Origin of the sequence: Christensenella intestinihominis, from assembly GCF_001678845.1 — a bacterium.
GTDB classification, from domain to species: Bacteria; Bacillota; Clostridia; order Christensenellales; family Christensenellaceae; genus Christensenella; species Christensenella intestinihominis.
The window spans coordinates 101,711-115,936 of the sequence record NZ_MAIQ01000003.1; the positions used below are offsets into that span (position 1 = coordinate 101,711).

General features: G+C 57.2%; 10 protein-coding genes. 2 read left to right on the forward strand and 8 right to left on the reverse strand.

What is annotated here, in order from left to right; all coding sequences use genetic code 11:
* Window positions 1–29 precede the first annotated feature (29 nt).
* The 6 genes from BBD38_RS05575 to hxlB form a co-directional block, all read right to left on the reverse strand.
* The gene (locus tag BBD38_RS05575) at window positions 30–1,718 is read right to left on the reverse strand and encodes a sensor histidine kinase (RefSeq protein WP_082989531.1); all 1,689 of its coding nucleotides are present in this window, start codon (window positions 1,716–1,718) and stop codon (window positions 30–32) included.
* Between the two features lie 23 nt (window positions 1,719–1,741).
* On the reverse strand, window positions 1,742–2,329 hold the full coding sequence (kdpC, locus tag BBD38_RS05580) for a K(+)-transporting ATPase subunit C (protein ID WP_066685626.1): 588 nt from the start codon (window positions 2,327–2,329) through the stop codon (window positions 1,742–1,744).
* A gap of 36 nt (window positions 2,330–2,365) precedes the next feature.
* A complete protein-coding gene (gene kdpB / locus BBD38_RS05585) occupies window positions 2,366–4,411 on the reverse strand; it encodes a potassium-transporting ATPase subunit KdpB (RefSeq protein WP_147568107.1) in 2,046 nt (681 codons plus the stop codon).
* A 25-nt stretch (window positions 4,412–4,436) separates the two neighbouring features.
* Window positions 4,437–6,128 carry a potassium-transporting ATPase subunit KdpA gene (gene kdpA / locus BBD38_RS05590; protein ID WP_066685630.1) on the reverse strand — a complete coding sequence of 564 codons (1,692 nt, stop codon included), beginning with the start codon at window positions 6,126–6,128 and terminating at the stop codon, window positions 4,437–4,439.
* The gene (locus BBD38_RS15070; protein WP_066685631.1) at window positions 6,125–6,214 is read right to left on the reverse strand and encodes a potassium-transporting ATPase subunit F; all 90 of its coding nucleotides are present in this window, start codon (window positions 6,212–6,214) and stop codon (window positions 6,125–6,127) included. Before BBD38_RS15070 ends, kdpA begins: the two co-directional genes overlap by 4 nt.
* A gap of 216 nt (window positions 6,215–6,430) precedes the next feature.
* Window positions 6,431–6,985, reverse strand: coding sequence for a 6-phospho-3-hexuloisomerase (hxlB, locus tag BBD38_RS05600; RefSeq protein WP_066685632.1), 555 nt, complete (start codon window positions 6,983–6,985; stop codon window positions 6,431–6,433).
* A 247-nt stretch (window positions 6,986–7,232) separates the two neighbouring features.
* Here hxlB and BBD38_RS05610 point away from each other — a divergent pair, with 247 nt between their 5' ends.
* Together BBD38_RS05610 and BBD38_RS05620 are read left to right on the forward strand one after the other, a co-directional pair.
* Window positions 7,233–8,102, forward strand: a complete 870-nt coding sequence (locus BBD38_RS05610) for a D-psicose 3-epimerase (RefSeq protein WP_066685634.1) — start codon at window positions 7,233–7,235, stop codon at window positions 8,100–8,102.
* Window positions 8,103–8,320: 218 nt separating this feature from the next.
* Window positions 8,321–9,328 carry an aldo/keto reductase gene (locus BBD38_RS05620; RefSeq protein ID WP_082989508.1) on the forward strand — a complete coding sequence of 336 codons (1,008 nt, stop codon included), beginning with the start codon at window positions 8,321–8,323 and terminating at the stop codon, window positions 9,326–9,328.
* Window positions 9,329–9,376: 48 nt separating this feature from the next.
* Here BBD38_RS05620 and BBD38_RS05625 read toward each other — a convergent pair whose 3' ends face one another.
* On the reverse strand, window positions 9,377–13,096 hold the full coding sequence (locus BBD38_RS05625) for a phosphoribosylformylglycinamidine synthase (RefSeq protein WP_066685637.1): 3,720 nt from the start codon (window positions 13,094–13,096) through the stop codon (window positions 9,377–9,379).
* A 128-nt stretch (window positions 13,097–13,224) separates the two neighbouring features.
* Window positions 13,225–14,184: an AEC family transporter gene (locus tag BBD38_RS05630; RefSeq protein WP_066685638.1), complete on the reverse strand. Its 960-nt coding sequence runs from the start codon at window positions 14,182–14,184 to the stop codon at window positions 13,225–13,227.
* Between the last annotated feature and the right edge of the window lie 42 nt (window positions 14,185–14,226).

Here is a 14,226-nt window from a genome sequence, read left to right on the forward strand (position 1 = left end):
ATACATCTGTCCCAAACTGCAAGCCTTTCTTATTCTTCATGGCTCAGCCAGTCTTCCCTGAGCTTTTCGCGCTGGAGCTCGAGGTTGTATTTAAGCTGCTCGTCCGACAGCCGCTGGCGTTCGAGCGCCATGGCAACCTGTGAGGCGATCATGCGCAGCAGCATCCGCTGGTCCTGTGAAAGCAGGCCCTTTTTGCACGATACCCCCATCACGCCGAGCACGGCGCCCTGCGACATAATCGGCATATAAAACGCGCCCGCGCCCATCAGGGTGTCCGTACCCGCGCCCGCGCGTTTTTTATTGAGAAGCACCCATTTTGCCACTGCTTTTTCATCGTCGCCAAGAAGGAAGGAGGCGTCTTCGTCATATTCCGCCTGCCACATCATCCCCGGTTTTTCCATATCCTGTAAATAGAAAATCACCGAGCGCTCCAATATTTTTGAAATATATTCGTTTATCGCGGAGATGATATTCACAAGGCCGCGCGTCGCCAGCAGTTTTTTGCTGATCTCGTACAGAATCTGCGTCCGCTGTTCAAGCAGCCCGAAATCCTTGCGCTTCTTCTGCTTCCCGTGCTTCCTGAACTCACCCGCATGGTCGGAATCCGGGATAATATGAATCTCCGCATGCTTTAAAAGCGCAATCAGCCGGTCCTCGAAATCTTCCCGGAAGAAATCCCGCAGGCGGCGCTTGTTCCGGGTCTTTCCGATGATAATGTTGGTCGCGCCCGTAAGGTTCGCATACCCGGCGACCACCTCCGCGAGGTCTTCCCCATACATGGTCACTACGTCCGCGCCCAGCTGCTCGGCAAGATTCATGTTGTCGCGCAGCAGCTTTCCCTGCCCGGGGCTGAGCTTCACGCGCGTTTCCACATACAGCGCTTCCCATGCCGCGTGGTAGGCCTCCGCCATACGCGCGCCCACGCGCAGGTTTTTGGCCGAGGAGGGGGAGGGTGAAAGCAGTACCAGCACTTTCGCGCTCACGCTTTTTACCTCCGCCTTGCCGTCCCGTCCGTAAATCCGGTCCGCCGTGCGGCGCATGGAGATTTCGCGCAGGGTGGAAAGGTTCTGCCGGGTGAAAAAGTTGTTCATCGCGGTCACGACCCGGTCGGGCTTATAAATTTTCCCGTCCGCAAACCGCTGCAGGAGTTCCTCCGGCTCGATATCCACAAGCTCCACGCTGTCCGCCTTGTCGAAAATATAATCCGGGATCGTCTCGCGCACCTCGATGTGCGTGATATCCTTGATGATATCGTTCAGGCTTTCAAGGTGCTGGACATTAACCGTTGTATATACGTCAATCCCGGCGTTCAGCAGTTCTTCCACATCCTGGTAGCGTTTTTTGTTGCGCACGCCCACCGCGTTCGTGTGCGCCAGCTCATCCACCAGGATCAGCTGTGGACGGCGTTCGAGCGCGCCGTCGAGGTCGAATTCACTGAGCACGATATTTTTATAGGCAACCTTCCTGGTGGGCAGGACAGGGAGTCCTTCCACCAGCTTCATGGTTTCGGCCCGGGTATGCGGCTCGATATAGCCGACCACCACGTCGGTTCCGTGGCCGAGGCAGTCGTGCGCCTCCCGCAGCATCGCGTAGGTCTTGCCGACGCCTGCGGAATAGCCGAAGAAAATTTTCAGTTTTCCTGTACGGTCCTTTTTTTCTTCCGGGCCAATCTGCCGCAGCAACTCATCCGGGTTCGGCCTTTCGCTTTCATCATACATGGTTTGATCCCTCATTTTGGCATTCAACTGATTTTTCCATCCAGTTCAAGGTTTACCATCAGCACATTCACACGGTCCTCGCCCAGGAAGCCAAGGTCTTTGCCGTCCGTATGCTTCGCAATCACGGCGCGCACCTCGTCCTCGCCCATCCCGCGTTCACGCGCAATGCGGGAAACCTGGTATTCCGCCGCAGCCGGGGAAATATGCGGGTCCACGCCGCTCCCCGACGAGGTAACAAGCTCCATCGGGATATCGGCCGTGTTGCCGGGGTCAAGCTCGTGCCACCATTGGATGCGCTCCCGGACGAGCTCTTCCTGCCCGGGCGAAACGGCGGACAGGTTTGAAGGCGAACCGTCGTCCGGCCTGCCGATCAGGTATTGCGGCTGTGTAAAGGTCTGCCCGATGAGCTCGGAGCCATAGCAGACCTTCTGTCCGTCCTCCTCCACTACAATCAGGCTTCCATTGGCCTGGCGGGGCATGGTAAGCTGTGCGATCCCCGTCATGATAAGGGGATAGACGAGGCCGCAGAACACGGTCATCACCGCCGCGCAGATGAGGCCGGCAAGCCATATTCCCCTCTTTTTGCTTTTATCCGTCTTTTTTTCTTCCATGTGAGACTCCTTCTTCCTTTTTGCAGTCCGGGGCCGTTATGCCACGCCGCAAACCGTGAGCAGCATATCCAGCAGCTTGATCGCGATAAACGGCGCGACCACGCCGCCGAGGCCGTAAACCAGCATATTGTGCCCGAGTATTTTTTTCGCGGGTTTTTCCGTATACTTTACGCCTTTGAGGGCCAGCGGGATCAGCGCCACGATGATCGCCGCATTATAGATAATCGCCGCGAGTATCGCCGTTGTCGCGCTGGTAAGACCCATGAAGTTGAGGGTCGAAAGCTGCGGGAAAATGCTTGCGAACAGCACCGGGATGATCGCAAAGTATTTTGCGATATCATTCGCGATGGAAAACGTGGTCAGCGACCCGCGCGTCATCAAAAGCTGCTTGCCGATGCGCACCACGTCGATCAGCTTGGTGGGGCTCGAGTCGAGGTCCACCATATTGCCCGCTTCCTTTGCGGCCTGCGTGCCCGAGTTCATCGCCACCGCCACGTCCGCCTGCGCCAGCGCGGGCGCATCGTTGGTGCCGTCGCCCGTCATGGCGACGAGATGGCCCTCCGCCTGGTATTTGCGGATCAGCTCCAGCTTTGCTTCCGGCGTCGCTTCGGCCATGAAGTCGTCCACCCCCGCCTCCGCGGCGATCGCCGCCGCCGTCGTGGGGTTATCGCCCGTTATCATGATGGTTTTGATTCCCATCTTGCGCAGGTCTTCAAATTTCTCTTTGACCCCGTTTTTTACGATATCCTTGAGGTAAATCACACCCATTACCCTGCCGTTTTTCGCCACGACGAGGGGGGTGCCGCCCTTTTCCGCAACCTGGCGCACCAGCCTTTCGCAGTCCTGCGGATAGGCGCCGCCCTTTTGCTGCACATAGTCTTTCACCGCGTCCGCGGCGCCTTTCCGGATTTCGTCCCCGCCAAAATTAATTCCGCTCATCCGCGTCTTGGCGGAAAATTCAATGAACTCCGCGTTCATTTTGGAAAGGTCGCGTCCGCGGATGTTAAAGCGCTCCTTCGCCAGCACCACGATGCTGCGTCCTTCCGCCGTTTCGTCGGCGATGGAGGAAAGCTGCGCCGCGTCGGCAAGCTCCTCCTCAGACACGCCCTCCGCCGGAAGGAATTCGCTCGCCTGGCGGTTGCCAAGCGTAATGGTCCCCGTTTTATCGAGCAGCAGTACGTCCACGTCGCCCGCCGCCTCGATTGCGCGCCCGCTCATGGCGAGTACGTTGGCCTGGTTCAGCCTGCTCATGCCCGCAATGCCGATCGCGGAGAGCAGCGCGCCGATGGTGGTCGGCGCGAGGCAGACCAGCAGGGCGATCACATTGGTGAGGCTGATCGCATGCCCCGCCCCTTCAAGGCCGCTGACGAAGCTCGAAAAAGGGAGCAGCGTCGCGCATACGACCAGGAAGATGATCGTGAGCGTTACCAGCAGGATTTGGAGGGCGATCTCGTTCGGCGTCTTTTTGCGCGCCGCGCCCTCGACCATCGCGATCATTTTATCGAGGAAGCTCTCTCCCGCCTTTGCCGTGATCTTTACGACCAGCCAGTCCGACACCACGGTGGTGCCGCCCGTGACAGCGCTGCGGTCGCCGCCCGATTCCCGGATCACCGGGGCGGATTCGCCCGTGATCGCGCTTTCGTCCACAGAGGCTACGCCCTCGATGACCTCGCCGTCCATGGGAACCTGCTCATTCGCTTTTACAAGTACGATATCCCCGGGCTTCAAGTCCTTGGACAGCACCTCCGTATATTCCGAATTGACGTCCGCACGTTCCAGTTTCCTTGCCGCAACGTCGCGCCGCGCTTTTTTGAGGCTGTCCGCCTGTGCGCGCCCGCGGCCTTCGGCAACCGCCTCCGCTATGTTTGCGAACAGCACCGTCGCCCACAGGATGACCGCAATGGTAAGCACATACCACGGGGCTTCCTCCCGCATCCCCGCAAAGCCGAGGAAATACAGCACCGTTACGAAAATCGCGCCGATATACACTACGAACATAACCGGATTTTTGACCTGCGTCCGCGGCGCCAGTTTTTTGAGCGACTGGACGAAAGCATCCCGTCCAATCGATTGATTCATCATTCTTTCTTTCATCGTCTCAACTCTCCTATCCTAACGTCGGCAATGTTTTGAAGAACTCCGCGATCGGCCCAAGGGCCAGTGCGGGCAGGAACGTGAGCGCTCCTACGACGAATACAATCAGGAGCAAAAAGATGATAAACATCGCATTCGACGTGGAAAGCGTGCCGCCCGATGCCGGTATCCGCTTTTTCTTCGCAAGGTTCCCGCCGAGGAAAATGACCGCCGCCATGGGGATAAACCGCACGAGGAGCATAACCGTGCCGATTCCAAGGTTGCTGTATACCGTATTTGCGTTAAAGCCCGCAAACGCGCTGCCGTTGTTCCCCGCGCCGGACGTATACGCGTAAAGCAGTTCGGAATACGCGTGTGCGCCCGTGTTGGTGAAGTCGTCCGTAATGGTCGGCACAAAGGTCGAGAGCGCCGTGCCAAGAAGCAGGCACAACGGCGGCGTCAGGATCACGAGGCATACCATTTTCATGTCGAACGCCTGTATTTTCTTGCCGAGGTATTCGGGCGTGCGTCCCACCATCAGGCCCGCGATAAACACGGTGAGGATCGCGAAGGCCAGCATGCCGTAAAGGCCGCAGCCTACGCCGCCGAACACAACCTCGCCAAGCATCATCAGGAACATCTGGATACCGCCCGCAAGCGGTGTGAAGCTGTCGTGCATCGCGTTGACCGACCCGTTCGAGGCTGAAGTGGTCGCCGTCGCCCACAGGGCCGACGTATCGACGCCGAGCCGCGCTTCCTTGCCCTCCATACTGCCGGAGACCGCAACGCCGTCATACTGCGGCGCGGCCACGTTCTCACTCATGGTCATGCCAATGAGGGCCATCAGGAAAATCACCAGCATAACGATGAAAATCGCCCTGCCCTGTTTGGAATCTTTTACCGCGCGCCCGAAGGAGAAGCACAGCGCCGCCGGAATCAGCAGCAGCGACAGGCATTCCACAAAGTTTGAAAGGGGCGTCGGGTTTTCCAGCGGAAACGCGGAATTTACCCCGAAGAAACCGCCGCCGTTGGTGCCAAGCTGCTTGATGGCGATCTGGCTTGCCGCCGGGCCCATGGGGATAACCTGCTCCGCGCCCGTTTCCAGCGTCGTCGCGTGTACATAGGCTCCGAGGTTCTGGATCACGCCCTGTGAAACGAGGATCAGCGTCACAATAATGGAAAGGGGAATCATCACATAATAGGTCGCCTTGACGAGGTCTACCCAGAAATTCCCGATGGTGTTGCTTTCCCTGCGCTGGAACCCGCGGATCAGCGCAAACAGGACCGCCGTTCCAACCGCGGGCGATACCACGTTCTGCACCGTAAGGCCCGCCATCTGCGTAAGGTAGGAAAGCGTCGTTTCACCGGAATACGCCTGCCAGTTTGTGTTGGATACAAAGCTGGCCGTGGTATTGTAGGCAAGGTCCGCGCTCACCCCGGGAAGGCCTTCCGGGTTAAGGGGCAGATAGCCCTGCAAAAGGTGCAGCAGGAACAGGATGGCAAAACCGAATACGGAAAACGCAATCGCGGAAAGCGCATATTTCCCGGCGGTTTGTTCCTCCTCCGGGTTGATGTGCATCACCCTGTAGGTAAAGCGCTCGAGCGCCGCAATGGGTTTCCACGTAAGCTTTCCCGTCATTACCTTGTAGATGTACAGCCCAAGCGGTATCCCAATACCAATCAGGGCCACCACATATACGATGTCCTGAATCACCCCGCTGCTCATAGCTTCTCACCTTTGAATAAAACACAGAAAAGATAGCCGAGCAGGGCAAGCATTACTACGCCTGCGACGATCATAACCGTTCCCATAATTTACTCTCCTTTACTCCTGAATTTTTTCACACTACGGATTATAAAGCGTTTTCCATAAATACAGTGTTAAGGATGGTATGGGCGGTGTTAAGACGGTGTTAAGATTTTTCCGGTAAATATGCGCAGCAAAAAACCGCCCGGGGGGCGGTTTCGCTGCAAACGGTAAATTTTATTTTGTATTATGCCGGGGCGGTAAAAGCCCCTTGTTTCCGCCTATTCCAGATTGGCGTGGTTTTTGAACATTTCTTCCGAGCTTATCCCGGAAAGCTCCATCATACGGACGATGGCGCCGTCCAGGAACAGCAGCAGGCTTTGCTCGAACAGCGAACCCATCGGCTGGATGGACGAAACGCCCGTTTCCTCTTCGGATTTGGCCGTAGGGGCATTGATCCACACCGCGCAATCCGCCATCCTGCCGATTGTCGCCCGGGGATAAATCGTTACCGTGGCGATCTTCGCGCCCAGCTTTTTCGCCTTATTCGCATGGGAAACAAGGCTTTCCGTTTCTCCCGACCCGCTCGCGATCACAAGCAGGTCCCCTTTGCGGATGGACGGCGTGGTTACGTCGCCCAGGACGTACGCCGTTTTTCCCATGTGCATGCAGCGCATGGCAAATGCCCGCACCATAAGGCCGCTGCGCCCGCAGCCCGCAAGGAATATGCGCGGCGCTTCGTGCACCATTTGCGCAAATTTTGCCGCCTGCCCTTCATCGATTTTCCCGAGCGTTCCCTTAAGTTCCCCAAGAATTCCCTTAAGCCTGCTATCCATTTCCTTTACCACCCTTCGTAATCGTCCTGTTGCCTGCCGCAAACCTGAAATTAATTTTATCGTAGCACCCGCATATGCGGTTGTCAATTGCATGCTTCTCTTTTCCGTTGACATTTACCCGCCCATACGTTATGGTAAAGAAAATGGCTGCCACAGGCTCCGGCGCCGGGGTGGGAATCCCGCCGGGCAACCGGACCGGGGCGGGCCGGAGCATTGTTATTCCAATTAAATTAAGAGGAGCGAGGATATGAAATACGGTTTATTGTACCACTACTGGTCGGACGGTTGGTCCTGCGATTACCCGAAGACTGCGGAGAAAATCAAAAAGGCCGGCTTTGACGTGATGGAGATCGGCGGCGACCACCTGAGCAGGATGGACGCGGCAGGGATGGACGCGCTCAAACGTGCGGCGGAGGACCTCGGCCTCGGGCTGTCCGTCAATATCGGCCCTGCGCGCGACCAGGACCTTGCCTCCGAAGACAAGGCCACGCGGGAGCACGGAATTGCTTACCTGACGGATGTGCTGCGGCGCATGGACGGCATCGGCTGCAAAATGATGATCGGCGCCCTGTATACCTTCTGGCCTGCGGATTTCAGCGCCGAAAACGATAAGGAACGCGCATGGGACCGTTCCGTCGCTTCCCTGCAAGAGCTCGCAAAGGTCGCGGAAGACCTCGGCGCAACCTGTTCCCTCGAAATCCTCAACCGCTACGAGGGTTACATCCTCAACACCTGCGAAGAGGGGCTTCGCTATCTTGAGCGCATCGGCAGCCCCAGCATGAAGCTTTTGCTCGACACCTTCCACATGGGCATTGAAGAGGACAGCCTTCCGGGGGCAATCCGCCTCGCGGGCGATAAGCTCGGGCACCTGCACCTTGGGGAAGGCAACCGCAAGCTGCCCGGCCTCGGCTCGTTTCCGTGGGCGGAAATCGGGCAGGCCCTGCGCGACGTCCGCTTCAGCGGTTTCGCGGTGATCGAGCCCTTTATGCGTTACGGGGGACAGATCGCAAAGGATATCCACCTGTGGCACGATTACTTCCCGGACGCCACCGAGGCGGATATGGACCGGATGCTGGCCGATTCGCTCGCTTTCCTGAAACAGAATTTCGAGGCGTAAGCCTGGACGGGCGGGGAATACCCCGCCCGTTTTTTGTGCGCAATATTTAACCCTGCGGTTGAATTGAATGCATATTTCCCCTGTTTGGTTATTGCCCGGCGCGGCGCTGCCCACCTGTTTTTGGCCCCGCTGCGCGGAAAATCCATGATTTTAATGATAAGTCCCGAAATTATGGTTACAAATAAATTGTTTTTATTTGAACATAAGGAGTGACTATTTTGAACTATTTTAAACTGCGGACGACCGATACGGACGTCTCCGTGATGGCGCTTGGCTGCTGGGTGTTCGGCGGGGGCGATTACTGGGGAAACAACGAAGACGACGCCGAGTCCCTCCGTACCATAGACAAGGCCCTTGAGCTTGGTATTAACTTTTTCGATACTGCGGATTCCTATGGCGACGGGCACTCAGATGAGGTGCTTGGCCGTGCCATGAAGGGACGGCGCGGCAAATTTTTTGTCGCATCCAAAGCATATCTCGACCAGCTGGGCGAAAAAAACCTCACTGAAACGGTAGAGCGTGGGCTTAAGCGCATGGGCACGGATTATATCGACCTTTTTTACCCCCATTTTGCGAGCAGGGAAATCCCCTTTGAGGAAACCTTCGGCACATTGCTGAAGCTTCAAAAGCAGGGGAAAATCCGCGCCATCGGCATGAGCAACTTCGGCGTAAAATCCATTCGAAGGGTTGCGGAGCTCGGGCTCATGGACAAAATCGCCATCCACCAGCTTCCCTACAGCCTGCTGTGGCGCGCCATTGAATTCGGCATCCAGCAGGAAACTGCTGAAAACGGCGTGGGGATCATCTGCTACAGCACCCTCGCGCAAGGGCTTTTGTCCGGGAATTTTGCGGAAGCAGACGACGTGCCGTCCAATCTTAAGGTGCTGCGCTTTTTCGACAGTGCGCGCGTGGAAGCCGGGCACGGTGAAAAAGGCTGTGAAAAAGAAACGTTCCGGGCCATCCGCGACCTGAAGGAGCTTTGTGCGGACGCAGGCGTTACAATGCCCGCCGCGTCCCTCGCGTGGCTGTTCCTCCAGCCGGATGTGCAGTGCGTCCTCACCGGCCCGCGCTGCCCGCAGCGCCTGCTTGAAAACGTGGAGGCGCTTGAGACAAAGGTGTCGCCCGCATTTGGGGAACAATTGAGCGCCGCAACCGACAGGCTCAAAATCTGCCTCGGCAAGAACCCCGATATGTGGATGTCCGAGAAAGACAGCCGTTTCTTCTGATCCTGGTTTGGACACAAAAAAAGCTTTCCTTTCGGAAAGCTTTTTTGATTACCGGAAATATTTTACGCCGCTCTCGAAGATTTTCTGGTCGTAATCCCCGGGAATATTTTTGGCGATGTTGAGCCCCGCGCGCTCGCTGTGGCCCATTTTGCCGAGCACCCTGCCGTCCGGGCTCATGATGCCCTCGACCGCCGCCATCGACCCGTTGGGGTTGAATTCCACATCCATGGTCGGGTTGCCGTCAAAGTCCACATACTGCGTAGCCACCTGCCCGTTCTTTATCAGCTGCTTCAGCTCCTTTTCCGCCGCCACAAACCGGCCTTCGCCGTGTGATACGGCGACCGACTGGATTTCGCCGGGCTCGGACAACGCCAGCCACGGGGAATTCGCGCTGGTGATGCGCGTGCGCACGATGCACGAAACGTGCCGCCCGATGTTGTTATACGTGAGCGTGGGCGAATCGTCCCGCATCTCGCGGATTTCGCCGTACGGCACAAGGCCCAGCTTGATAAGCGCCTGGAACCCGTTGCAAATGCCGAGCATCAAACCGTCTCGGTTCTTAAGGAGGTCGTGCGTCGCATCCTTGATGCGGTTATTGTGGAAGGTGGTCGCGATGAATTTCCCGCTCCCGTCCGGCTCGTCGCCGCCCGAAAAACCGCCGGGCAGCATAATCATCTGCGCATTGCTGATTTCGCTGGCCAGCAGCTTAATGCTTTCCTCGATCGCCAGGGGGGAGAGGTTGCGCATAATAACCACGCTGGCGATTGCGCCCGCTTTTTCAAACGCTTTTGCCGTATCGTATTCGCAGTTGGTCCCGGGAAATACCGGAATTACCACCCGCGGAATCGCGGTCTTATATTTGCTGGTAAAGATATCCTTCTTTTTATAGATGGGCGTTTCTATCCTGCCTTTATCCCCCGTTTTGGTGGGGAATACCGGCTCGAGGACGCTGGTGTATACTTCAAGCGCCCGCCCAAGCGGGATACTTTCGCCCATTGCCTCGATAAACGGCTCTTCGCGGATTTCGCCCACCAGCGTAAAATCCGGATCGGCAATATCCGCCGCCTCCACAAGCACCGCGCCGTACGCCTTGCGCGTAAGCTCCGCCAAGTCCTGCGGGAACAGCTTCACCCCGAGGCCGTTGCCGAACGCGCATTTCGCCGCGCCCGCCAGCACGCCCCCGCGTTCCACCGCGTATGCGGAAACCACCGCCTTGTCCTGTATCATCTTATGCAGCTTATCATATTTTTGTTTGACGTCCTCGAAATCGGGCATGCCGTCCTGGTCGCGCACAATATCCAAAAGGTAAAGCTTGTTGCCCGCCTGCTTGAACTCGGGCGTGATGACGTTTGCCGCCAGCACCGGGGCCACGCAGAACGAGCACAGCGTAGGCGGCACATCGATATCCTTGAAGCTGCCGCTCATGGAATCCTTGCCCCCGATTGCCGCAACGCCGAGCTCCTTTTGCGCGTAATACGCGCCGAGCAGCGCCGCAAGCGGCTTGCCCCAGCGTGCGGGATCGTCCGTCATGCGCTCAAAATATTCCTGCAATGTCAGCCATGAATCGCTGACCGCGCCGCCGCCCGCCGTAAGCTTTGCTTCGGAAAGCAGTATGGCATATACCGCGCCGAGGAACGGGCTTTTCGTCATGAGGTACGGGTCCATGCCATAACTCATCAGCGTCGCGGATTTGCTGTCCGTATCCTGCACGGGAATCTTCGCGCACATCGCCTGCACGGGCGTCATCTGGTGCTTGCCGCCGAGCGGCATGGTCACGCTGCCCGCGCCGATGCTGCCGTCGAACATTTCCACGAGGCCCTTCTGCGAACAGATATTGAGGTCGGAAAGCAGGGAAAGAAGCGTTTTTTCCACCGTATCTTCCGTTTTTTCCTCGAACAGACCGTCCGTATTCCCCTGCTCGACTATGGCCTTCGCGTGCTGTGTCGCGCCGTTGGAATTTAAAAATTCGCGGGTAATGTCCACGATGGTTTTCCCGTTCCACATAAGGCGCATACGGCCCTTGTCCGTCACGCGCGCGACGAGCGTCGCCTCGAGGTTCTCGTCCCCGGCCAGCTTCAGCACCTTGTCCTTGTCCTGCGGACGGATCACCACCGCCATACGCTCCTGCGATTCGGAAATCGCGAGTTCCGTGCCGTCGAGTCCTTCATATTTTTTCGGCACCGCGTCGAGGTTAATATCGAGCCCGTCCGCCAGTTCGCCGATGGCCACGCATACGCCGCCCGCGCCAAAATCGTTGCAGCGCTTCACCAGCCTGGAAAAATTCCTGTTGCGGAACAGCCTTTGCAGCTTGCGCTCGGTGAGCGGGTTGCCCTTCTGCACCTCCGCGCCGCATTTTTCAATCGATTTTTCATCGTGCGCCTTGGACGAGCCTGTCGCGCCGCCGCAGCCGTCGCGCCCCGTGCGTCCGCCGATCAGGATCACAAGGTCGCCTTCCGCGGGCTCCTTGCGTTTCACCTGCTCTGCCGGCGCCGCCGCGATGACCGCGCCGATCTCGAGCCGCTTTGCCTTGTATCCCTCGTGGTAAACTTCCTCTACCAGCCCTGTGGCAAGCCCGATCTGGTTGCCGTAGGAGGAATACCCGTGCGCCGCCTCCCGCGTAATCTTACGCTGCGGAAGCTTATATTCCATGGTGTCCGCGAGGCCCTCGCGCGGGTCCGCGCAGCCGGTCACGCGCATGGCCTGGTATACGTACGACCGCCCGGAAAGCGGGTCGCGGATCGCCCCGCCAAGGCACGTCGCCGCGCCGCCGAACGGTTCGATCTCCGTCGGGTGGTTATGGGTTTCATTTTTAAACATAATGAGGTAATCGCGCTCCCCGTCGTACGTCTGGATTTTGTGGCGGATGGAGCATGCGTTGATCTCTTCGGATTCGTCCATATGCGAAAGCCTGCCCGTACGCTTTGCTTCCTTCACATAGATGGTTGCGAGGTCCATCAGGCAGACGTCCTTTTGGCTTCCCAGTTTGCGCCGCGTATCGAGGTAATCTTCATATACGCGCTGCGCCGCCTTGGAAAGCGGGTCGCTGCCGAATTCCACCTCGTCGAGCCTGGTTAAAAACGTTGTGTGGCGGCAGTGGTCCGACCAATAGGTGTCGAGCACCTTTAATTCCGTCACCGTGGGGTCGCGCTTTTCGCTTTTAAAATAATCCTGCGCACACAGCATATCCTCCGCTGTCATGGCATAGCCGTTTTCCACAACATAAGCGGCGATCTGCGGCTTGGTCATTTTGATAAAGCCCTTCACCGTTTCGACCCCGGTGGGGACGTCCAGTTCCATTTTAAGCGTATCGTAGGGTTCCATGGACGCTTCGCGCGAATCGACCGGGTTGATAACGTACTTTTTGATGGCCTCCGCCTGCGCCTTGGTCACGCCTTTGAGCATATACACCTTGGCGGTGCGTACGTCCGGGCGCTCCCCGTGCGTTAAAAGCTGCACGCACTGGGCCGCGCTGTCCGCGCGCTGGTCATACTGGCCGGGCAGGTATTCCACCGCAAACACTGTGTAGCCCTTGGCGTCCGGCAGTTCGTCCATATATACCATATCGACGGCAGGCTCCGAGAACACGCCCCGGACCGCGGCGGCAAACGATTCATCGTCCATGCCCTCCACGTCGTAGCGGTTTAAAATCCGCACTTCCCTGACCGGCACGCCGAGGTTTTGCGTGAAATCCGCATATCTTTCCTGCGCCTCAACGTCAAAGCCCTTCTTCTTTTCCACAAACAGTCTCTTTACGCTTTTTTCTTTCATACTATATCTCCGATAAAATATTCGGCTTTGCCGACGATTCCGTTTACGCCCAAAGGGCGCACCCTGATTTTAAATTCTACATTTATTATATCATAACTTATTCCCGCGACGAACCCCAAAGCGCAAAATCATAAATACGTGAACAGCAAAATATAAATGGGGATGGTAATAAACGACAGCAGCGTCGTGACCGCGACGCCCCGCGCGGCAAATTCCGTGTCCGCGCCCGCCGCCTCGGCGAAGATGGTCGCCGTCACCATAGCGGGCAGGCTCATTTGGATGGTAAGGACCTCGGACGGGAAGGCCGCAAGGCCCATGCACGCCGTTACGCCCAGCATCACGAGCGGCGACACAAGGTACCGTCCCACCAGTGTCCACGAAATTCCCCGGTCGATTTTCCTGACGCACGAAATTCCCGTGCGCTGCAAAACCATCCCCACAAACATCAGCGCCAGCGGCGAGGTGATCCCCCCGATATACGAAAGCGCGGAATCGAGGAACACGGGAAGCCGCACGCCCAGCATCACAAGGATAAAGCCCAAAATCACCGCGATCATGGGCGGCTTGAATATTTTTTTCAGGATATCTTTTGCGGTAAAACAAACGCCCTTTCCCCCGCACGATAGTTCCATCCCGTCCCGCGCGATTTCCACAAAGCCGAGGCTGTTCATAAAAGTGGTGTTCGCCACGTAGTAGAAAAGCGCGAATATCAGCGCGTCGTCCCCAAAGATCGCCGTGGCCACCGGAAGCCCGATAAACACCGAATTGGAAAATGAAAACAGCGCCGTAAAAACGCCGCGCTGTGTTTTTTCGATTTTTGCAATTTTGATAACCAGCTTTGCAATAAGCCACGTTATCCCGATGGCCAGAAAGGAAGCGAGGATATAAATCCACGAATCCGCAAGGGTTTCCGCAGTGAAGCTTGTCAAAAACGCCGTCACCGCCGTACACGGCAGCGTCACATTCACAATCAGGTTACTGATGAAATTCGTGACGGTTTTGCCCGCCCAGCCCTTCCATGAGACAAAATATCCGACAGCTATGATGATAACCACCATAAGCACTGCCTGTATCGCCTCAAAAATCATTATTTCCTACCCCATCGGAACCGGCGCTTTCGTCGATCCATG

What these genes read in the sequence shown, in the direction of transcription:
- BBD38_RS05575 (WP_082989531.1), bottom strand. Translation starts at nt 1,718, where the DNA reads ATGTATGATGAAAGCGAAAGGCCGAACCCGGATGAGTTGCTGCGGCAG.
- kdpA (WP_066685630.1), bottom strand. Translation starts at nt 6,128, where the DNA reads ATGAGCAGCGGGGTGATTCAGGACATCGTATATGTGGTGGCCCTGATT.
- hxlB (WP_066685632.1), bottom strand. Translation starts at nt 6,985, where the DNA reads ATGGATAGCAGGCTTAAGGGAATTCTTGGGGAACTTAAGGGAACGCTC.
- kdpC (WP_066685626.1), bottom strand. Translation starts at nt 2,329, where the DNA reads ATGGAAGAAAAAAAGACGGATAAAAGCAAAAAGAGGGGAATATGGCTT.
- BBD38_RS05630 (WP_066685638.1), bottom strand. Translation starts at nt 14,184, where the DNA reads ATGATTTTTGAGGCGATACAGGCAGTGCTTATGGTGGTTATCATCATA.
- BBD38_RS05610 (WP_066685634.1), top strand. Translation starts at nt 7,233, where the DNA reads ATGAAATACGGTTTATTGTACCACTACTGGTCGGACGGTTGGTCCTGC.
- BBD38_RS05625 (WP_066685637.1), bottom strand. Translation starts at nt 13,096, where the DNA reads ATGAAAGAAAAAAGCGTAAAGAGACTGTTTGTGGAAAAGAAGAAGGGC.
- kdpB (WP_147568107.1), bottom strand. Translation starts at nt 4,411, where the DNA reads ATGATGAATCAATCGATTGGACGGGATGCTTTCGTCCAGTCGCTCAAA.
- BBD38_RS15070 (WP_066685631.1), bottom strand. Translation starts at nt 6,214, where the DNA reads ATGGGAACGGTTATGATCGTCGCAGGCGTAGTAATGCTTGCCCTGCTC.